Origin of the sequence: Alkalicoccobacillus murimartini, assembly GCF_030813245.1 — a bacterium.
Taxonomy (GTDB): domain Bacteria; phylum Bacillota; class Bacilli; order Bacillales; family Bacillaceae_D; genus Alkalicoccobacillus; species Alkalicoccobacillus murimartini.
The window spans coordinates 827,620-848,821 of the sequence record NZ_JAUSUA010000002.1 but is presented as its reverse complement, the minus strand read 5'-3'; the positions used below and the strand labels follow the sequence as shown (position 1 = coordinate 848,821).

The 21,202-nt window shown below is 39.7% G+C and carries 17 protein-coding genes; 8 read left to right on the top strand and 9 right to left on the bottom strand.

Annotation, left to right across the window (positions count from 1 at the left end):
• Positions 1 to 55 precede the first annotated feature (55 nt).
• A complete protein-coding gene (locus tag J2S05_RS10545) occupies positions 56 to 2,338 on the bottom strand; it encodes a glycoside hydrolase family 3 C-terminal domain-containing protein (protein ID WP_306982554.1) in 2,283 nt (760 codons plus the stop codon).
• 155 nt (positions 2,339 to 2,493) lie between these two features.
• Between J2S05_RS10545 and J2S05_RS10540 the strand changes: the two genes are divergently transcribed.
• The 3 genes from J2S05_RS10540 to J2S05_RS10530 all read left to right on the top strand — a co-directional run bounded on the left by J2S05_RS10540 (position 2,494) and on the right by J2S05_RS10530 (position 5,323).
• A complete protein-coding gene (locus J2S05_RS10540) occupies positions 2,494 to 3,552 on the top strand; it encodes an LLM class flavin-dependent oxidoreductase (RefSeq protein WP_306982552.1) in 1,059 nt (352 codons plus the stop codon).
• Positions 3,553 to 4,086: 534 nt separating this feature from the next.
• Positions 4,087 to 4,902 carry an SMI1/KNR4 family protein gene (locus tag J2S05_RS10535; protein WP_306982551.1) on the top strand — a complete coding sequence of 272 codons (816 nt, stop codon included), beginning with the start codon at positions 4,087 to 4,089 and terminating at the stop codon, positions 4,900 to 4,902.
• 31 nt (positions 4,903 to 4,933) lie between these two features.
• On the top strand, positions 4,934 to 5,323 hold the full coding sequence (locus J2S05_RS10530; RefSeq protein ID WP_306982550.1) for a VOC family protein: 390 nt from the start codon (positions 4,934 to 4,936) through the stop codon (positions 5,321 to 5,323).
• Positions 5,324 to 5,355: 32 nt separating this feature from the next.
• Here J2S05_RS10530 and J2S05_RS10525 read toward each other — a convergent pair whose 3' ends face one another.
• A complete protein-coding gene (locus J2S05_RS10525) occupies positions 5,356 to 6,081 on the bottom strand; it encodes an IucA/IucC family C-terminal-domain containing protein (protein ID WP_306982549.1) in 726 nt (241 codons plus the stop codon).
• Between the two features lie 118 nt (positions 6,082 to 6,199).
• Positions 6,200 to 7,816 (bottom strand): AraC family transcriptional regulator, encoded by a 1,617-nt coding sequence (locus tag J2S05_RS10520; RefSeq protein WP_306982548.1) that lies wholly within the window; start codon positions 7,814 to 7,816, stop codon positions 6,200 to 6,202.
• A gap of 157 nt (positions 7,817 to 7,973) precedes the next feature.
• Between J2S05_RS10520 and J2S05_RS10515 the strand changes: the two genes are divergently transcribed.
• The 3 genes from J2S05_RS10515 to J2S05_RS10505 all read left to right on the top strand — a co-directional run bounded on the left by J2S05_RS10515 (position 7,974) and on the right by J2S05_RS10505 (position 12,257).
• Positions 7,974 to 8,939 (top strand): ABC transporter substrate-binding protein, encoded by a 966-nt coding sequence (locus J2S05_RS10515; protein ID WP_306982545.1) that lies wholly within the window; start codon positions 7,974 to 7,976, stop codon positions 8,937 to 8,939.
• A gap of 390 nt (positions 8,940 to 9,329) precedes the next feature.
• Positions 9,330 to 10,457, top strand: coding sequence for a Ger(x)C family spore germination protein (locus tag J2S05_RS10510; protein ID WP_306982544.1), 1,128 nt, complete (start codon positions 9,330 to 9,332; stop codon positions 10,455 to 10,457).
• Positions 10,458 to 10,655: 198 nt separating this feature from the next.
• Positions 10,656 to 12,257 carry a catalase gene (locus J2S05_RS10505; RefSeq protein WP_306982542.1) on the top strand — a complete coding sequence of 534 codons (1,602 nt, stop codon included), beginning with the start codon at positions 10,656 to 10,658 and terminating at the stop codon, positions 12,255 to 12,257.
• 481 nt (positions 12,258 to 12,738) lie between these two features.
• Here J2S05_RS10505 and J2S05_RS10500 read toward each other — a convergent pair whose 3' ends face one another.
• The 5 genes from J2S05_RS10500 to J2S05_RS10480 form a co-directional block, all read right to left on the bottom strand.
• Positions 12,739 to 14,127 carry a DUF2254 domain-containing protein gene (locus J2S05_RS10500; RefSeq protein ID WP_306982540.1) on the bottom strand — a complete coding sequence of 463 codons (1,389 nt, stop codon included), beginning with the start codon at positions 14,125 to 14,127 and terminating at the stop codon, positions 12,739 to 12,741.
• Between the two features lie 135 nt (positions 14,128 to 14,262).
• Positions 14,263 to 15,294, bottom strand: a complete 1,032-nt coding sequence (locus J2S05_RS10495) for an ABC transporter substrate-binding protein (RefSeq protein WP_306982538.1) — start codon at positions 15,292 to 15,294, stop codon at positions 14,263 to 14,265.
• 24 nt (positions 15,295 to 15,318) lie between these two features.
• The gene (locus tag J2S05_RS10490) at positions 15,319 to 16,179 is read right to left on the bottom strand and encodes an ABC transporter permease (protein ID WP_306982536.1); all 861 of its coding nucleotides are present in this window, start codon (positions 16,177 to 16,179) and stop codon (positions 15,319 to 15,321) included.
• Positions 16,176 to 16,940 carry an ABC transporter ATP-binding protein gene (locus J2S05_RS10485; RefSeq protein ID WP_306982533.1) on the bottom strand — a complete coding sequence of 255 codons (765 nt, stop codon included), beginning with the start codon at positions 16,938 to 16,940 and terminating at the stop codon, positions 16,176 to 16,178. Before J2S05_RS10485 ends, J2S05_RS10490 begins: the two co-directional genes overlap by 4 nt.
• A 319-nt stretch (positions 16,941 to 17,259) precedes the next feature.
• Positions 17,260 to 17,706: a GNAT family N-acetyltransferase gene (locus J2S05_RS10480; protein WP_306982530.1), complete on the bottom strand. Its 447-nt coding sequence runs from the start codon at positions 17,704 to 17,706 to the stop codon at positions 17,260 to 17,262.
• Positions 17,707 to 17,848: 142 nt separating this feature from the next.
• On the opposite strand from J2S05_RS10480, the gene J2S05_RS10475 reads away from it, so the two are divergent.
• Together J2S05_RS10475 and J2S05_RS10470 are read left to right on the top strand one after the other, a co-directional pair.
• Positions 17,849 to 18,367 (top strand): RNA polymerase sigma factor, encoded by a 519-nt coding sequence (locus J2S05_RS10475; RefSeq protein WP_306982528.1) that lies wholly within the window; start codon positions 17,849 to 17,851, stop codon positions 18,365 to 18,367.
• The gene (locus tag J2S05_RS10470; RefSeq protein WP_306982526.1) at positions 18,360 to 19,355 is read left to right on the top strand and encodes a DUF4179 domain-containing protein; all 996 of its coding nucleotides are present in this window, start codon (positions 18,360 to 18,362) and stop codon (positions 19,353 to 19,355) included. Before J2S05_RS10475 ends, J2S05_RS10470 begins: the two co-directional genes overlap by 8 nt.
• Before the next feature lie 255 nt (positions 19,356 to 19,610).
• Here the strand turns inward: J2S05_RS10470 and J2S05_RS10465 are convergent, their stop codons facing one another.
• Positions 19,611 to 21,143: an alpha/beta hydrolase gene (locus tag J2S05_RS10465; RefSeq protein WP_306982524.1), complete on the bottom strand. Its 1,533-nt coding sequence runs from the start codon at positions 21,141 to 21,143 to the stop codon at positions 19,611 to 19,613.
• Positions 21,144 to 21,202: the final 59 nt, after the last annotated feature.

The window sequence follows — 21,202 nt, the reverse complement described above, 5'->3', positions numbered from 1 at the left end:
AAAAGAGACTGCCTGCTTTGTCGCTGATCACGACTATGTAGGCAGTCTCTTTATTCTATTGATTTAATTCTTCGATTAACTCATCAAGTGCTTTATTTGCTTGAACGGATGGCTGAAAATTCACCAATGCTCGAAGTGGCATATACTTAAGCATTTCACTCATCATGTCCGAGCCGCCTTCGTCAACCTGTTCTTCTGTCTGAGAGTCTGCTGTGAATGGATTGTTACCAAAGTGCGTCTCCATCCATTGACTTACTCTCTCTGCATGAGCAGAGCTCATTAAATCACCAATCGTAGAATTACGGGTGACTACAAAGTTTGGTTCTTCTACAGATGAGATTGAAATGGTCTCAGAAAGATGAATTTGTGCAGATGATGAACCTACACGCAGGTCAAATTCGCCATTTTCGACTGTCCAATCATCTGTTTTTGTATCATAAAAAGCAAAGGAACGTCGATCAAGTATTAGCCGAACCTCTTTTGTTTCACCGGGTGCAAGCTCAACCTTCTCAAAGGCTTTAAGCTCTTTCTCTGGTCTTATTACAGAGGCCTTCTTATCATGAACATACAGTTGAACGACTTCTTTACCCGTACATTCGCCTGTGTTTTTAACATGAACGGTCACAGTTACCTCATCATTCTCAGTGAGTTGCTGTGCATTCACAGTCATTTTTTCGTATTCAAAAGTCGTATAGGTCTGACCGTGTCCGAATGGGAAAAGGGTTTGAACCTTTTTAGTATCGTAATAACGATAGCCAACAAATAATCCTTCGCGGTACTCAACTCGATCTCCTTCGCCTGGGAAATAGAGATAAGAAGGGTTGTCCTGCAATCTAACTGGGAAGGTTTCGGCTAATTTACCAGACGGAGATTCGATTCCGTATAATATATCTGCAATAGCTCCACCGCTTGCCTGTCCTCCAAGATACGCCTCAATAATTGATGAAGCGTCATCTACCCAAGGCATTTCAACAGGTGAGCCGTTACTAAGCACAACGACCGTCTGAGGTTGGACCTCTAGTACAGCTTGAATAAGTGCTTCGTGATTAGTTGGTAGAGACATATGTGTGCGATCAAATCCTTCAGACTCATAGCGATCAGGTAAGCCAACAAATAAAACAGCGGCATCTGAAGTACGAGCTGCGTCAACAGCTTCGTGTATTAACTGTTCTTCTGTTTTATCTTTTTCAAGGTCATATCCTCGTGCATAGGTTAATTGCTCTTCCCCAGCTAATTCAGCAAGTTCATCGTAAGCATTATCCAGTTTATATGGATTAATATGAGAGCTACCGCCACCTTGATAACGTGGTTTTTTGGCAAGTTCTCCGATGATGGCAACCTTTTGTTTTTTCTGCAATGGTAGCAATTGCTTCTCGTTTTTTAAGAGCACAATTGATTCACTTGCTACTTTACGAGCAAAACGATGTTGTTCATCCATATCCACTTTACGTTCACTCTGCTTCTGTTTTGTTGCTTTTAGCACAAGCTCAAGAATACGTGTCGCAGCTGTATCAAGGTCCTGCTCATCAAGCTCTCCAGCAGAAATAGCTTCAAGGATTTTTTGTTTTCCTACTCCATTAGAGGTTGGCATTTCAAGATCCATACCAGCATTTACTCCGGCAGCTCGCTCATTCACAGCTCCCCAATCAGAAACGACAAGACCTTCAAAGCCCCATTCATCTCGGAGGATCGTTGTTAGAAGACGCTCATGCTCTGACGCATACTCACCATTTATCAAGTTATAGGAACACATGACGGTCCAAGGTTTAGCGTCTTTCACAGCCCCTTCAAAGCTAGCTAGATAGATCTCACGTAACGTACGTTCATCTACCACGGCATCCACGCTCATTCGACGATGCTCTTGATTATTTACGGCAAAATGCTTCAAAGAAGCGCCTACGCCTTCGTTTTGGACCCCTTTAATATGAGCGGCAGCTAACTGCGCAGAAAGGTAAGGATCTTCTGAAAAATATTCAAAGTTCCGACCACATAATGGAGAACGTTTGATGTTAGCACCTGGTCCAAGAAGAACAGCCACATCTTCATGTTGAGCTTCTTTTCCAAGAGCAACCCCGACATCAAAAATAAGCTCGCGGTTCCAAGTGGAAGCGAGTCCTACAGCGGATGGAAAACACGTGGCAGGTACACTGTCGTTTAAGCCTAGATGGTCAGACGCCCCAGCTTGCTTACGTAAACCATGTGGGCCATCTGTTAACATAATCGAGGGAATATCAAGACGTTCAACACCCTGAGTAGTCCAGAAATCCTGCCCACTACAGAGCTCTGCTTTTTCTTCTATTGTTAAATCTTTAAGCCATTGCTTTATTTGATGATCCATTTTGTTTCCTCCTTATATATATGTAGCTAGTATTTCCGTTTTTGTCGAAAGGGAAACTTCAATAAGAACAGTATCCATTTCTATGTAAGGTTACTTTTTAGTGCGTACTTACAAATAATCACCGACCTACCTATAATAGAGGTAGAGGTGATTAGATGGAAGCATATCGAATAAATCCAGCTAAAGGATTGGAATTTGGTTTATATACATTAGGAGATCACTTAGCCAATCCAAGGACTGGGGAACGGATTTCAGCAGCCCAACGACTAAAGGAAATTATTCGATTGGCACAGTTGGCTGAGCAAGCAGGAATTGATTTTTTTAGTGTGGGTGAGAGCCATCAAGAATATTTTGCTACACAAGCCCACACGGTTGTACTGTCAGCCATAGCACAGGCGACAGAAAAGATTAAAATAGCTAGTAGTTCAACAATTATTAGCACGTCTGATCCAGTTCGAGTATATGAAGATTTCTCAACAATTGATTTACTATCTGGTGGGCGTGCAGAGATTGTTGCTGGACGTGCTTCCCGAATAGGGTTATATGAGCTCCTTGGTTATGATCTCAGAAACTACGAAGAGCTATATGAAGAGAAGTTTGATTTACTTAGAAAAATTAATGAAGAAAAAGTGGTGAACTGGAGTGGTGAGTTTCGAGCACCATTAAGAAATGCAGAGGTCATTCCACGCCCTGAAGGTGGAAAATTACCGATCTGGCGTGCGGTTGGAGGAACACCAACTAGTGCGATCAAAGCGGGTCATGCAGGAGTACCGATGTTTTTAGCACATCTGGGAGGACCAGCAGTTGCTTTTAAACGATCCATTGATGCTTATCGAATGGCAGCAACAGAAGGTGGGTTTAACCCAGCTGAGCTCCCGATTTCAACAGCGGGATTCTTTTACGCAGCAGAAACGACGCAGCAAGCGATAAACGAATACTACCCTCATATTAATGAAGGAATGAAACGAACAAATGGGCAAGGTTTTCCTCGCTTTCAATTTGAACAGGGCGCAGATAGCCAAAACGTTATGAACGTGGGAAGCCCAGAGCAAATTATTGAAAAAATCCTCTATCAACATGAGTTATTTGGCCATCAGCGATATGTAGCTCAAATGGATTTTGGCGGAGTACCATTTGAAAAACTAGAACAAAATATTGAGATCATCGCAACTAAGATTCTTCCAGCCATTCGCAAATATACAGCACAAACGTGATGATACAAAAACGGACGCAGAGGCTGTCCGTTTTTTCTTTGGATTGATCGTATATTGAGCGGTGGGGTGGCTCTTGGTGAATCTCCATCCTTCATATTTCACAGCGATACCGCTTGATAAAAAACTCAAAATCAACTTGATGCTATATTTTAAACCAATTATCAAAGGTGGGATTTTTGATGGTGCTAGTAGGTCTTGCTAAATTTGACGTATATCTGAATAGAATTAGCGAAGCTCTTGGTAACAGGCATCGGAACTTAGTAAATGTTAAATTGGTCTTAGTTAGACAATGATCTCTATTGGTAACGTCTTCTCCCTCTTTTTAAAACTTGATTCATCTTGATTACGTATAAATATCTCTTGGTGACTCCATTCCTGTTAGTTAGTTGAACCCTCGGGTTTTCTCCTTTGTATTTTGTGTGGGTGTCTGAATGATATACTAAGATCTAGCAATAGCGTAAATTCTCCTCTACATCAAATATTTCTCTTATTATATGAACAATGTAGTAACATACAGCAGAAGGAGGATTATAAGTGACTCAAACATATTGGACATCAGATATATTTGATGAGTATGAGCTAGCTCCATTAACTGATTCAACGATCCAGGGCGTGGAGAAACAGTTAAACATTCGCTTTCCCAAAGCCTATCTAGACCTTTTAAAGGTGCAAAATGGGGGGTATTTACATCTCAATCAATTTCCGTATGCCTATGAATATGAAGACGGAAGTTTACCGATAGACCTTCTCTACGGATTAAGCTTAGATCCAAGTGAAGGCGTTCTTCAATCTTCATATTTAATAAAAGAATGGGATTTACCCAGCCAGATCGTTTTACTAAGTGGCGATGGTTCAACTTGGGTAGCCTTAGATTATAGACAGAATCAGAGCGAGCCAAGTGTTGCTTTTTTTGATATTGATTTAGAGTTTGAGGCGACCTTAGCGGAGTCTTTTGATGAATTCCTGTCTAAGCTATACAAGGAGTCCGATGATGAGGAAGATGAATTTGAAGAGGACCAGATAGAGTTCTCATATGAGCAAGGGAAAAAAGTCTTCTCAGGTCATAATATCGGTAAAATTAGTTCAGCTTTACTTTATTTCATCAACACAGATAGTGATACGAACTGGCTCCTTTCTCAACTTAAGAAGGTTGTGGTCAAGGAAGATGAATTCATTGTTCAAGATGCAGCAGTCACTCTTTATCGAATTATAGATAAACGCTTTGATGAAGAGGGCATAAACCGGGAATCAATCCAAGAAGTGATTGATATGCTTAAGAATCATTCTGATCGTGCGATTCAAAACTTCTCAAAGAAAGCGCAAAGACTTTTTGATGAGAAACAAGCTTAAACTATGATCATTGAGAGGAGGAGTGAGTTTAATGAACTTTTTACGTTTGGATCATTTTGTATTAACGGTGAAAAGTATTGAGGCATCGTGTATATTTTATCAAGAAGTACTCGGCATGGAGATTGAGGTATTTGGAGAAGGTAGAAAGGCTGCGAAATTTGGCCAACAGAAGATTAATTTTCACCAAGTGGGTCAGGAGATTGATCCAAAGGCAAAGAGTCCTATGTCTGGATCTGGTGATATTTGTCTCATCACAAATGAAAGCCAAGAAAGTACGATGGAGCATCTGAAACAACAGAATGTGGAGATTGAACTAGGTCCTGTTAAACGAACGGGTGCATTAGGCCCAATTCAATCCATCTATATCAGAGACCCTGACGAGAACTTGATTGAAATATCAAGATATGAATCAAACACGTAATACATACCAAGGCAAAAACCCTTCCTCATTATTTAAGAGGAAGGGTTTTTAGGTAGCGGACAAACACCGCAGTATTCGTTTTTGGGCATCATGTAATACATACAGCATGTTTGCCTGGCACATGTACCGGTTTCTGGGGTTTCTAAATGTAAGTAAGGCGCTAAAGGGTTCTCTTTCCATTTACAAAGCTCCCCATCTGCTTGTTTGAGAAAGTAGAAGTCCTGAACCAACTGATTCCTTTGGGTTTGATCGAGATTTTGTGCGAGTAGCTTACGATAAACAGAGTTTATTCGAACGGCTACGTTTTCCCAGAGAATCTTGTTTGAGAGCTTTGCTACTTTATTCAAGTTGATAATGAGAGGAGTGATGTGCTCTGTGATGATCGTTTGTAGTTTCTCATATTGCCAGGCTTGTCGGGCGTCTGTGTGCCACTCCTGCCATGAATAGTGCTCTGGCTCAATGCAGAGTTTTCTATCTTTATTAAATAGACAAGCTTCAACGGGAATGGCTGGTACCCCATTTTTTATACTCATCTGATGAAGAGCCATAGCAACCGTTAATCGAGCGTAATGCTTCATAAATAATGAGGCTGCTACTTTTCGCGTAGGAGCTCCAATATCGTTCATATACTGATCAAGAAATTCTCGACAGGTATTTTCATCTAATAAGTCTGTGATTCTCATCCCTTGTGTATCTGATGTCCAAGGTAGGATGCCAAAGGATTTTAGATCTTCAAGTTGTAAGCTATTAACGGCCATGGTTCACCTTCCTGAACTGAAAGCTTAAAGAAATGAGCTTTATTTTTCATTATTATTGATATAGCTCAGGATGAACATAGACATTTACGTGATCTTACTTCACATTTACGTGTTTTATTTAATGAACCTCTTCCACTAGCAGCTGATTCATCTTATCAAGAAATAAATTGTGTGATAGTGAATTATAGCTGGTATATAAGTGATTACTGTCGAAAATGGAGTAGACCTTATTATGTTGGACCGCTTTAAGTGATTGCCACTCCAGACTTTGTTGCATTTGTAGCAATTGCTTACGTATCGCTTGTTTGCTAGGGAGGCGATGTTTGTTTCGATAAATCGTTAATAGTATTCGGTCTGCTTTGAATGCAGCCAATTCCTCGAATGAGACCTCTTTTAAATGAGTGATATCCTCAATTCCAGTAGGAACGCCAAGGTGCAGATCACCATAAAGAACCGTTCCAAGATTTCTTTGTCCGTATACACATTGTGCCCCTTCACCTATACCGAGAATAAGGATGGTTTCATTCATCATTTTTTTCTTGATTCGGCCCTTAATCATCTCAGCCTTGGTGTGGTATCTATCCAAAACATCGATCGCTTCTTGTTCTTTTCCAACCATTCGTGCAATTATTTTTAGATGATCTCGCCAATCGTCTTGGTAGGACAATGTGAGAGTCGGTGCTATATGATTAAATAATTCATCCTTTGTTGTCTGCTCTTGGTTGGCAGGTGCACAGCGAACAATTAGATCTGGTTTGGCTGAAAGTAATCGTTCAAGGTCAGGCTTTTGACTACCAATTGTAATGGTTTTATCTAACTGATGAACAATAGGGAATGAGCTATTCATTATAGCTGCATAGGGTTCCAATCCAAGTGCAATGAGATGACCTGTTACCATATGATTCAGTGAAGCGACTCGGCTGGATTGCTTGATTTTGTTTACATATACGACTGGTGAACAGCCTTCTTTTGCTTTGAATTTCCGACTGAAATAAAATTCATCACTGAAGCCAACACGTTTGGCAATAGAGCGTATCGGCTCTTGTGTTTGAATGAGCCACTGCTTAGCCTGATGAAGTCTCACGTCATTCAGATACGCAATCGGACTTTTTTGATATTCCTGTTTGAATTTCCGTGAATAATAATCGATGTGTAATCCGGCTAATTGTGCAAGATGTTCTCGTGTGATGTCTAGATGATAATGTTCATGGATGTAATCCCTACTATCACGAATTAATTGTTTAAGCGGTAAGGATTGATCCGTCCGTATCTCATTGAATAATGTATAGACCCATTCCTGAAAAAGGGTAGTAGCTCTCACAGTATCCCATCCATCTGTTCGGCCCTGATGGGTTATAATATCTTGCGCTTTTGACTGCAATAAAAGCTTATGGGATGTTGCAATGCTTTGCGGTAAAGGAAGCGATACATTCTTATATTGTCCGTGTCCCTGGTTTTTTAAGGCAGAGAATTGCAGATGATATCCCTCAAGAGCACGATCAAAATGGATGGTTTGCTCTTTTTTATCATCAGCATGTAGGAATAATAGTTCAGCTTGATGCATCTGATGGCGAGACCCATTTATATGTACGACTACATCTTTTTCCTTAAAGAGCACAACTCCATGAAGGAAGCGACTTTGCCTTATGCTAGTTACTGCTTGGAAATGTGTAGCGTTTTCTAGTGAGTACAATAACGAAGATAGATCGTCTTGTGAGTTGTCGTTAGTATGCATAAGAGATATCCTCCTCTTTCAATGGACGCTATTCCATTTGTGTCGCTATCATCCATTGAAAGACGGTTATGTCCATGGACGGTGCGAGTCTGAATCTTTATAGTAGTATAGATGATGATGAGTATCAATATCAATTAAAATAAAGGGGGCTAGTTAGATGCGTGTATTTTTGAATAAAAAAGGATGGACCATAAACTTAGTAGCAGCAACGATTTTGTTACTTGGAGCATGCTCTAATACAGATAATAATGGAAATGAACCATTAGAAGAAGAGGACCCGTCTGAATCACAAGTGAGTGAAGTAACAGTTGAGCATTTAAAAGGTGAGATGACCTTTGAGAGCGTGCCAGAGAGGATTGCCGTTCTTGATGTTCAATTCTTGGATCATATGTTGGCATTAGAAGAGCAGCCGGTAGGAACAGTGTTTGCTGAAACTGATAATGGACTTCCTGAGTATCTCGGGGATCTTCCTGGGGACCCAGAATTACTCGGAACATATCTAGAGCCTAATATAGAAGCAATCCTTTCGATAGAACCGGATCTCATTATTGCGACGGATGCTCACGAAGATATATATGACCAATTAGAAAGCATCGCGCCTACTCTTGTGTTAGATCGGATGGAAGATTGGCAGACGGTCCAGTTGAAGTTTGGTGATATTCTAAATCATCCAGATGAGGCACAGCAGATTGTTGATGAGTATGATCAAAAAGTGAGCGACCTCAAAATAGCGTTAGATGAAAAAATCGGAGATCAAACAGTTGCTCTGATTCGTCCTAGAGATGATATGATTCGTCTTCACACTACGGAACATCGCACAGCGGCCATTTTATATGAAGACTTAGGATTAACTCCACCTGATATGGCTACAGAAAGTACGGATACAAGTTCAATGATTTCCATTGAAGTTATGCCGGAATTAGATGCAGATCATCTGTTTTTACTACAAGATGACACAAATGAGCAACTTACGAATGAGTTCAAAGATACCTCTGTTTGGAAGGGATTAAAAGCTGTTACAGAAGATCATGTATATGAAAAAAATACTGCCCTCTGGATCGGTTATTATTCACCACTTGCAATTGATATTGTGCTTGATGAAATTGCTGAGGAATTGAACTAATATGTTTTGCCTTTAAGGGGCTGGGTTAGAACTGTTATTATTTATTATAAGGACCGAAACATTCTGCTGTTTTAATGAGCAAAATGTTTCGGTTTTTTTCACGTTGAGAGAGTTGCTACCGGTCCGGCTGGTGAGCCTGCTTGTGCTACGCACTGGGAAGTCTCACCCAGGCCTTTACTCCCACTGGAGTCTAAATGTATGTCCTACGCTGGTTTAGGCTCATTTGTAAGAGATTGAGTTACTGAGGTTATGTCACCTTCTGTTTTTTTATAGTTCCTTAAATCAGTTTCTAATTCTAATGAATAAGCGTTTAGTACATAAATGATTAAATAAAAGGAGAAAGTAAAACACGGAGAATACATATTCTGATTTACAAAAAGGGGGATGGACATGCGGCGGCTACTAATAAGGTTCGTGATATGTAGTTGTTTATTTTTATGTCTGTCTGGATGTTGGGATGAACAGCTTTTAAAAGATGTGGCGTTAATTAATGCACAGGCACTGGATATTGATACGGATACGGGGATAATAACGACCACGGTAGCTGTTGTGAGCGGTACATCAAATGAGAAAATCCCAATTAACACAACCATTATTTCAGCCAATGGACATAACACTCGTGACAGTCGGTCCGAATTAGACAAGAAAATAGGCAGTGAGCTGTTTGCAACAAAAAATGAAGTGACTTTTTTTAGTGAGGATTTAGCAAAATACGATATTTATTCGGTATTAGATACAAATTTTCGTTCTCCCTTAAGTGCATTAACGGCTAACTTAGCTATCGTTGAAGGCGAAGCTAAATCAATTCTCCATGTAAAAACTGAAAATATGCCACTTATTAGCGATTATCTTAGTGGTATTTTATTAAGTGGGATGGAGGAAGGTGTAATTCCACTTGTAAACCTTCAAAACACCTTGACGATCGTCCACGATGATGGTCAGGATGCCGTTATTCCTACATTAAAGGTATTAGACTCAAAAAATGGGGCGGAATTAACAGGCGTTGGTTTATTTAATGGACTACAAATGACTGGAAAGTTAAATACGGATGAATCTATTCTATTACTTCTTTTAGATGGAAGTAAAAAAGGATCACACTATATAACGCGTAAAGTTAATGTAAACTCTGATGAAAAGAATCTTTATGACGATGTCACAGTAGGCGTAAAGAATTTAGAACGTGCATTGAACATAACAAAAAATCAAGACGGACAGCTGTCGGTCAAAGTGGATGTTGTCCTGAAATTAAATGTAACCGAATATCCACATCATCACCTAGAAGAGAGAAAGACCATTAAACGATTAAATACAGAGCTATCAGAACAACTCACAAATGAAGCCAATCAAGTCATTACAAAAATGCAAGAAGCTCAATGCGACTACCTAGGCATCGGGAGAAAAGTGCATGCCTTTCATGATGAGATTTGGAAGAATAATGAATGGAAAGATGTGTACCCATCAGTTGATTTTAAAGCAAATGTTGCTGTGGAGATTACGGAGTATGGGATAGTTAATTAATAAAAATCTATTGGGGATATACTGATTTAGTTAATCGTGGAAAAGAGTAAGAGTTAGGTACTATTGTATCTGGCTCTTTTTTGAAGTAGATCAGGGTATTGAGAAATATAGCTTTGAATAATGAAGAGAATAATAAACCCCTGTTTTGGAGAACAATAAGAGCGATCCAAAATTGACCAGAAAAAGGGGTTTATTCACTTGGAAAATAATTCAGAGACTAATGCACAGCATGAGGGAAATGCTCACGACCAACGGAAAGCGTCTAATGAAACGGATCAAACGCTAACCAATCGACAAGGACAACCAATCGTTGACAATCAAAATATCAAAACCGTCACAAACCGTGGTCCTTCAACTTTAGAAAACTACGATTTTCTAGAAAAGATTAGTCACTTCGATCGCGAGAGGGTACCTGAACGTGTTGTGCATGGCCGTGGTGCTGGGGCACATGGATATTTTCAGTCGTATGGGAAGGTTGGAGATGATCCAATCTCAACATATACTCGAGCGAAGGTTTTTACCAATACAGATGTGCAGACCCCAGTCTTTGTACGATTCTCTACAGTTACTCATGGCACCCATTCTCCGGAAACGTTAAGAGATCCAAGAGGCTTCGCGGTGAAGTTCTACACTGAAGATGGAAACTGGGATCTTGTAGGGAATAACCTTAAAATCTTTTTTATTCGAGATGCCATGAAATTTCCTGATTTGATTCATGCATTCAAACCAGATCCAGTGACAAACACTCAGAATCCAGGGAGAATTTTTGACTTCATTTCTCAGAGTCCAGAGGCAACGCATATGATTACATTTTTATTTTCCCCATGGGGCATACCTGCTAACTACAGACAGATGCAGGGATCAGGCGTCAATACATATAAGTGGGTAAATGAAAAAGGCGAAGCTGTGCTCGTGAAGTATCACTGGGAACCATTGCAAGGAATTAAGAACTTAACACAAGAAGTAGCTGAAAAGATTCAAGCGGAAAACTTCAATCATGCGACTGAGGATTTATATGATGCCATTGAAGAAGGAAACTTCCCTGAATGGGAGTTATACGTGCAAATTATAGAAGACCATGACCATCCAGATTTAGACTTTGATCCACTTGATGATACGAAGCTTTGGTATAAGGATCAATTTCCATGGCATAAAGTAGGGAAAATGACATTAAACAAAAATCCAAAGAATTACTTTGCAGAGGTAGAACAAGCCGCATTCGGTACGGGTGTGTTAGTAGATGGATTAGAATTCTCAGATGATAAAATGCTTCAGGGCAGAACCTTTAGCTATTCGGATACCCAGCGTCACCGGGTCGGAGCAAACTATCTACAGCTTCCCATTAACGCTCCAAAAAAACGAGTAGCAACAAATCAACGAGATGGGCAGATGGCTTATCATGTAGACACTCCGCCCTCTCATAACCCACACATTAACTACGAACCGTCAGTAGAAGGTCTACGAGAAGCCGATCGGAATGGCAAACCTCATGAGCCAGAAATTAGCGGACGGGTAGTCAAAGCACCAATCGATCGCCCGAATAATTTTGGTCAAGCCGGTGAAACGTATAAGCGATTATCGGACTGGGAGAAAGACGAGCTAATTAAAAACCTCTCCGCAGGCATTAGCCAAGCAGACAAGCGAGCTCAAGAACAAATGATCCGGAATTTAACGGAGGCCAATGAAGAATACGGACGAAGAGTGAAAGAGGGAATTGAACAATTAGGCAAATCCGGCTCAAATCAAAAATCAGCCGTTGAGCAAGCACAAGATCTAAGTGAACCATCTAGCCCATATTAGAAAGACGAAGCAGTGAACACACGGTGTTTGCTGCTTTTTTTGTGTATGGATGTGGGATGTAGATTGGAGCAATGGACTAGAGAATGGAGCGAAAGACAGTGAAATTGGAGCGATGGAGTAAAGATTAGAGTGATAGAGAGCGAAATCGAAACGATGGAGGACCAAGTGAAACGATAGAGAGCAAAATCGAAACGTTGGAAGGGCAAGTGAAACGATAGAGAGCGAAATCGAAACAATGGAGGACCAAGTGAAACGATAGAGAGCGAAATCGAAACGATGGAGGACCAAGTGAAACGATAGAGAGCAAAATCGAAACGATGGAAGGGCAAGTGAAACGATAGAGAGCGAAATCGAAACGATGGAAGGGCAAGTGAAACGATAGAGGGCAAGATCGAAACGATAGAGCACCACCAAAACCAAACTAAAAGCACAGTCACTCCCACTGACTGTGCTTCTGTCATTTCACCTTCTCCATCACACATTACTTGTTCTCTTCGTTATGTTTTATCTCATCCAAAAAGGCTTGATAATCGTCTTGATTGCCTGTTGTGTCTGAGATCTTTTCAAGGGATCGGTAAAATTTATGCTCGTTGTACTCAAACGAGAAAGGTGCTGCATAACCTTTTGCAACCATTAGAGCGAATTTCCAAGAGCATTCATGGTACTGTTTATCGATTGATTGTACGAGTAGAGTCATAGCTTCTAAAATATCATTGGTGATCACAGGATCTTCCTTTGCATATAACGTAATATGCGAGAAGGTTGAATTTAGATAAAAAGCAAAAGACTCTTTTTTTATTATCACTCGTAGTTCGTTATTTGAATCAGTTAAATAGGATGAAAATCGAGACACCTTTGAGATGGAAAGTAATAGATCTGTAAGCTGGAAGATCGCATTGGAAGCTGTATGTGGATCATCATTCCCCAAGGATTTGATGGCAATTTCTTTTAGCTTATTGATCCCAAACTCAATGTCTTGAACTTCTGTTTTTTTAGAACCGATAAAAACACGCTTGTTGATTTCTTTAGGCTCAATAGGGAATCTTCCATTCTTCCAGTAGGTAAGCAAGGGTGTGCCTTTTAAGACAAACTCACCAATTCTTTTCTCAAATCGTATCACTGTATCAACCGACTGAGCATAATTAATTAGTCGTTTGTAATCGACAATTTGAATATAACCAGTTTTAGAAGCGGATATGGTCATGCCTTCCCCATGTAACTGATCAGCGATGTCTCTTTTAGGTTCTGATGTTCGAAACTCCTCAAGATCCTTCACTAGCGTAGTCAAAATCTGTTGCTGGGATTCATTCTTCATGTTTTGCATGATATTTGGAACCTGCATCCAGTTAATCGTGTGACTAATAAAGATAACAAAAGAACCCACAGCAATGAGCATCAATGCAATGGTTAACGTCGGAATTACAGCATAATAAGATGCTACCTGTTCATCTATTAGAAAAAATGAAAGCAAGATAAATACAAATGCTAGATTAAAAATGCCAATCAAATGCTGTGTGCGACGATCAGAAATAAAGGTCGTTAGCATTCTCGGTGTAAACTGGCCTGAAAAATTTGTTAAGACAACTAGAATGGAGTTCAGAGTAAATGCATTAAGAGTGATAATTCCTGCAACAAGAGAGCTGACAATCTGGCGGGTTAACTCATAATCAGCTTGAAAGAAACCATTCGCTTCATAGCCCATCATCATGTGCATATCGCCAAAATAAGCAACACCGGCAAGAGAAGCGCCGATTAAGCCATAAAATAAGCAAATCAACCAAACATTCGATTTTATTTCATATTTAACTTGATAGTAAGACAAGCTATTCAGACGTTGAAGTGTGCGTTTTATGTAACGAATTGGGTGCATGTGTCTGCCGTCCTTTCATTAGGAATCACTACTAATGGTTCCCCATTACATTAGGTTAAAAACATCATGCTACCTTTTGGATATTAAGAGAATATAAAAACCGGATAAGAATTGTTTCTCACCCGGTTCAGTATGCTATTCTGCTTGTATTTCTTCTAACAAAGAAAAATCCGTATACTCTTCAAATTCAGGGACGTTTTGAATACTGCCCATATTTGATAGGTGCTCTGCGATAATGTCCGATCCTGTTTTTAAGTCATCTTCTACTTCCATTGAGTAGATGTTTCGATCCATAATTTCTGCAATTTGTTCGCGAGGCAGGTTCTGAATGGAAGCATCCATGATATCTAATGCGCCCTCGCGATCTTCATTGATATACTCGGTTGCACGAATCAATGCACGCAGTAAGGCTTTTACTGTGTTTGGGTTTTCTTCTAAAAATTCTTCTGATACTTGGAAGGTAGAATAATACTGCATCCACTCGACATCACCTTCAGCACCTGGAAGCTCTGAGTAATTTCCGCTAAATAAGAACTCTGCCCCTTGTTCCACACCAGTTGTAATCCAAGGTTCCCAGGCTGCCATCATATCGATGTTTCCGTTGTCGAGTGCAGCGATTTGATCTGTCGGTGACATGTTAATAAAATTCACCTGATCCATATCTACACCTAATTCATCTGCCATATTTTGCAGGGCGATGGTAACACCAGCCCCTTGAACCATTCCGATCGTTGCGCCTTCAATGTCTTCGGCGCTATTGATCTCAAAGTCAGGGCTTGCAATGACCGCTTGGGTGCCAGAAATATTCGCCATTGGAGCGACAATCACATTATCAACATTCGATGCTTTTAATGTGATATTCGTTATGGTTGTCTCGAAGCTTGCTTCAGCATCACCACTTGCAATGAGAGGGCCAATATCTGGTCCAGATTGAACAATGGTATTCGTGACATTTAGTCCTTCATCTTCAAAAAAGCCCATTTCATCTGCAATGACTTGTTGCGCAGATACCTGTGTATCAATGACTCCATAAAGAGTAACATCCGTTTGTTCTAAATCATTGTCTCCGGTATTAGAAGTCGTCTCGTTATCTGAGCAAGCCCCAAGTAGCATGATAGAAGAAAGCACAGCTCCTGTAGCAACGATTCTCTTTGTCTGCTGTTTCATCAAGTAATCCACTCCTTTAATCATTTATTTTGATACGGCGTCATTCATCTGAGTCCCATATTTCCATTTGAACAGTCTTCTTTCGATCTGACCTAAAATCAATGCAAAGATGGAGTAAAGCACACCAATTAAGGCAGCAGCTAAAAACATATTGTCCATTTGAAAAAAGTTTCTTGAATCGATAATTAAGTAACCAAGTCCTGAATGTGAACCAATCATTTCAGCGACAACCATTGCAGAGAAGGCAATGGCAAGTGTTACTCGCATGCCAACAAAAATAGGTGGAAGCGATGATGGTAAAATCACTCGTTTGAATACCTGCCACTGGGTAGCACCGAGAGACAACGCAGATCGTATTAAGAGCGGGTTAACATTCCGGATTCCATCTACGGTATAGGCAATCATAGGAATAGCTGTAGCATAGATAATGAGTGAAAGCTTTGGTAGTTCCCCAACGCCCATCCAAATAATAAAGATAGGTAGTAAAGCAAACGGAGGAATAGGTCCAACCATGTTGATCAGAGGTTCAATTACATTTTGTATCGGCTTGAATTTAGCGATAAGAAAGGCCAGAATAACAGCAATCATCACCCCGAGTATAAAACCTAACAATAACCGCCACGTACTAGACCAAATATGTGTAAAAAGCACACCTTGCTCATGTAATCGAAGAGCTGCCTCTAATACATTGATAGGAGTCGGAAGGAACGTAGGATTCATCCATTCAATTTGCTGGTTCGCTAGACCGATTATCTGCCACAACACAAAGAATCCGAGCACGGTACTTCCACGAAGAATGCCTTCTCGATCAAAAACTCTCGATTTTGATCGATGTTTTCGTTTACTTGTGACCAGGCTTTCCTTGGGAGTATCTGTAACAGTCATGTAAGAACCCCCTTGTTTGATTCATTTATGGTCTCTAAAAGAGATTGCAGTTCTTTTGATATAGAAATAAATTCTGAATGATCAGACTTTCTTGGGCGTTCCAACGTAATTTCCTTGTTTAAGGCAACTTCTCCATCCTTCATCACAAGAACTCGATCGGCGAGGTACACCGCTTCATCAATACTATGGGTCACAAAAATGACCATCGTTTTTAGCTTCATCCAAATGGAGAGAAGCTCCCTTCGCATTGTTTCCCTCGTAAGAATATCCAGTGCGCCAAAGGGTTCATCCATTAATAAAATATTAGGCTTGTTTGCAAGAGCGCGAGCAATCCCAACTCGCTGCTTCATTCCACCAGAAAGTTGACTAGGATACTGATTGGCACATTCTGATAATCCAACAAGCTCAAGGTAGGTAGTTGCAATTTTCCGAGCCTCTGACTTGGATCGGCCTTCTAAGCTTGGTCCCATGGCAATGTTGTCGAGAACGGTGTACCAAGGAAATAAAGCATGCTCTTGAAATACAACACCTCGTTCGCGGTGAGGTCCACTAACGATTGTGTTATTAACTTTAATCGTTCCTTCATCTGGCTTCGCAAATCCAGCGAGAAGGTTCAAGAGAGTTGATTTTCCGCACCCACTATGACCTAGAATACAAATGAACTCATTCTCTTTCCCAACAAAAGAAACATTCTTGAGTACATGTTTTTTTGATTCATCGTCTCCAAATGACTTATTTACATCGGATACAACTAAACTCAATAGCTATCCCTACTTTCTGTTACGAGAATTGTTAGCGTAAGTATACCAACTGGTTCGGTTTAAACAATGTGCATGATCGCCAATTTGAACAGGGAAGATTGGCAAATACTCTAAACTGATTGAAAATTCATATACTTATGTTTTGTGGTTTGTTACACTTAAAATGGATAAAACTGTTTTATTTGTGAGATGTCATCAAGATAAGTGAGGGCCATTTGGGAATGCAGTTGACTAACGCTAGAAAGAGTAAACAAAAAAAGAACCTCTGCAAAGAGAGGTTCTTTTTTTGTTGAGGAAGGAATGTGTAACTCACACCCTGTTAATCCTCTAAAGTCAGCTGATAATGATAAAAATCAGTGTCGCGCACATACCCGTGTTTTTCGTACAACCGTTGTGCTGCCTTGTTATGTATGGCGGTACTCAAGCTGAGTCTTAGTACGTTTTGTGCGAGAGCATAGTCTTTTACTTTAAGGAGCAATTGATCGCCAATTCCGTTTTTACGCGCTTCTTCAGCCACAAACAGATCATTTAATATAAATGCTTTTTGCATGGCTATGGATGAAAAGGTTGGATATAACTGCGCAAATCCGACATATTTTCCTTCGTGTTCAGCTACAAATAGAACGGAGTCTTTTTGCTTAAGGCGCTCTGAAATGTAGGAACTGGCTCCTGCGAGATCGGTTTCTTGATAATAGAACTCTCGATAGGCATTAAATAATATAGATAAATGCTGGGTATCCTCAATCGTAGCTTGATAGATGTTCATTATGTTACCCTCCAATACACTTCTTTTAATAATTGTAAGTAATTTCTAAAATGATTACAATAAAAATATAAAAAGGATGCAACTAAATAACCTGCCTCGTTGTCTAATAGATGTAAAAGTAAAAACGAAATGGAGGATGGCGATGGAACGGTTGGTGAAAAAGGCTAAAAAAGGTGATGGAGATGCCTTTGTTCAGCTCGTACAGCAATATGAGGAAGTGCTGTATCGTACGGCGATACGATTTGTTAAAGAGGAACAGGATGCGGCGGATGTCTTGCAGGATACCATCTTAACGGCTTTTGAAAGGCTACACACCTTAAAAAAGAACGAGTATTTTCATACGTGGCTCTGCAAGATTTTGCTTAATAAATGTACTAGTCTGGTGAAGAAGAAACAAAAAATACAAATGGTAGATCTGCCACACCAACTACTTGAAGCTGCAGATTCATTTAAAAATATAGAGCTAGCAGATGCGCTTAACAGTTTATCTGATCAATATCGATTGGTATTTACTCTATATTATGTAGTTGGCTACACAACAAAAGAAATTAGTACGATTCTGAATGAGCCAGAGGGTACGATTAAATCAAGACTTTGTCGCGGAAAGACAATTCTTCGAGATACTTATTATACATTTGAGGGAGTGAATCCAGTTGGCTAAAATTCCAGGAAAAGTACGTTCTGCATTAGATGAAACGTATAAAGAAATTCAATTAAAATCATCTCAACGTAAAAAGAAACGATACGTACAACGCATGGTTATATCGGCTGCGGCAGTCGTGTTGGCAGGCTTCGTTTTAATGAACGATGATGTGCAGGCCTCGTTCTCACAACTATTCCAAAGTGACCGTGGTGTGAATAAAGCCATATCAGAAGGTTATGTACAAAAGGATGGCCATTCGGTAAGTAATAAAGGGATTGAAATAACCCTTTCAGATCATTTTTATGATGATCGAAAGTTAGGGATGAACATCAAGATGAAGTTTGAAGATGTTAAGCAGTTAAAAGATGTTGAGCGAGTAACGTTTGATTATCGATTGAAAAATGGAGATGGAACGTACCTAATAGAAAGTATACCGGATACTGAACCACGTAAGGGAGATGGGACCTTATATTTTAGTGGTGGGGGTGAAGAAGCCTTTTTACATAATAGTGAAGGTCTTGTTCAGATTGAAGCTCTGTACGACAATATTGGTGAAGAAGCAGTACCTGTTATAAATGATGCAACCTTAGAAGTAGAAATGATTAAATTATGGAGAAATGGAGATTTTGAAAGTATCAATGGTGAGTGGAGAGTTCCAATGAACGATATGGAAAAAAGAAGTGAAAGTAAACCAACTAAGTATATAGCATTAGACGAAACAGCACCAATTAAAATTAAAGAAGCAACAGCTAATCCAACATCTTTATATCTTGAGTTTGAAGTTGAAGGGGATTACCGCGAACAAGAGCATATTTTTTCGGAGATGCTTATATTGGATACAGAGGGTAATGATTACGGTGCTGATATGTATAGTATCTCGTCGAATGATAACTATCAAACCACAACCATTTCGACTACCTTCCAAATTTCTTCGTATGATCATTTGGATTCATTTGCATTTCGAATAAATGATATTGGTGAGGTGGAGTTGAAGAAAATAGATTAACTAGTACTTATTCATGAGAAATTCTAAGTGGTTGTGAATCAGTAAAAATGATTCAGGTTTCTGCTTTTTTAAACGTAGATGTAGAACCACAGTTTTAGATGAAGTAGCGAAATGCTTGAGAATGAGAGTGGATACAAAAGCCGAATGGGCATGAAACTACAAATGAAAAACACTTATCCACTTGTGGATAAGTGTTTTTCATGAATTAGTTGGCATAAAACAAATCATGAACATGTGGATAACTAATTTTTATCATTACAGACTTAAAAATTCATCATGTGTCTTTGTCCACTTGTTGATAAGTAACTGAGATTGACTCATATAAGCAATATCTAATGCCGTTTCAATTAACAATTCATCTTCGACACTTTTTGTAACGGTTAGTAGCTGTTGAAGAGCGAGTTCAAAGTTTCCGAGATTAGCAAGCTCTTTAGCACTCCAGCTAAAGAGAGAGATCCAATGATTTTGTAGGTCTCTCCATATTGTTAAATACCAATCCTCATAGAGAACAGGTGTCTGAATGGTTTGAAGTGCACGCTCGATCTGAACAGCAAGTGTTAGACGTGTAGAAGGCTGAGATTCTAAAATGGCCGCTTTAGTTTGGCTTAAAAGATCAAGTAAGTCGCATTTAATCGTTGCATTCAAATAAATTCGTTCTCGGCTTACTTCAAGCATTGTCTCTCCATCTTCTTGATTGAGTAGGCTGCGTAGGTGTACTAAATAAACGCGCAAATTTTTCTTAGCTGTTGTGATAGGAATGTCTGGCCACAAGGCATCACAGATTTGTTCCCTACTTGCTGATGGATGTAAGACAAGGAAAAGTAATAAGGATGTTGCGTAACGTTTATTCCAACCACCTTTTATATTTATATCATTAATAGAAACAGTGAATTCATCGGCTGTCTTTATTTTTAGCGTCGCATCTACTTTTGTAGCTGGTAGCTGCAACGAGGTGACAGACGATTGAATCGCTTCTTTCATGTTAGCTAAAAAGGGATCTGTTTGTTCTGTAGAGTAAGTGTCGAGCTGAAAGTATGTGGTGATTAAAGAGGAAAGCATTTTTGGGTCATCAATAACGAGTAAACTCGACGTATTTGGCATCACAATTGAATGACAGTGTGAAAATTCACGTACAACAGCATGAAGATAGTGGTAGGGAAAAAAGACATCTTCAGCACCTGAAATAATAAAGGTAGGCTGCGTAATAGAGGCCAACTCATGTAGTGGATTTGAACTCATTGTTAATTGAGTAATCTCTTTACACACATGAACATCAGCATTTAATGCGCTTTGGGCTGCTTGTTCCAGTGCTGGATGGCCGTTAGGTAGTGTACTAGCCTGTCTGAGGATATAATCAGTTGGAATATCCGATCCATCGGGCCTAATCGCCAAACGGTGTTTAGTCATTTTTTCTATTATATCAGGTGGAAAACAAGGAATTGACATCAAAACAAGTGAGCTCACTCGTTCCTTATAGAGATGAGCAAACCGAATGGAAATTAGTGCTCCAAGCTGTAATCCTGCCAAGTGAACTTTTGTCAGTCCAATTTTGTTCATTAATGTGTATAAATCATTAGCAAACCTATCAAGGGTGAGGGGATCATCGCCTCTATCACTTTGACCATAACCTCTTAAATCATATCGAACGACGTGAAATGATTGTCTAAGATAAGGAACAATCCAATCAAAGATACTCATGTCTGCTGCATTGCAATGGATTAAAACAATGGTGTCGGTCGCATGACCAGAAAGTAGATGTTCAAAATGTATCTCTTTTGTTTTGTCCATTAGATATCCCCTTTCACACGTAAACATATATGAATATCATACAAATAAACACACGTTTA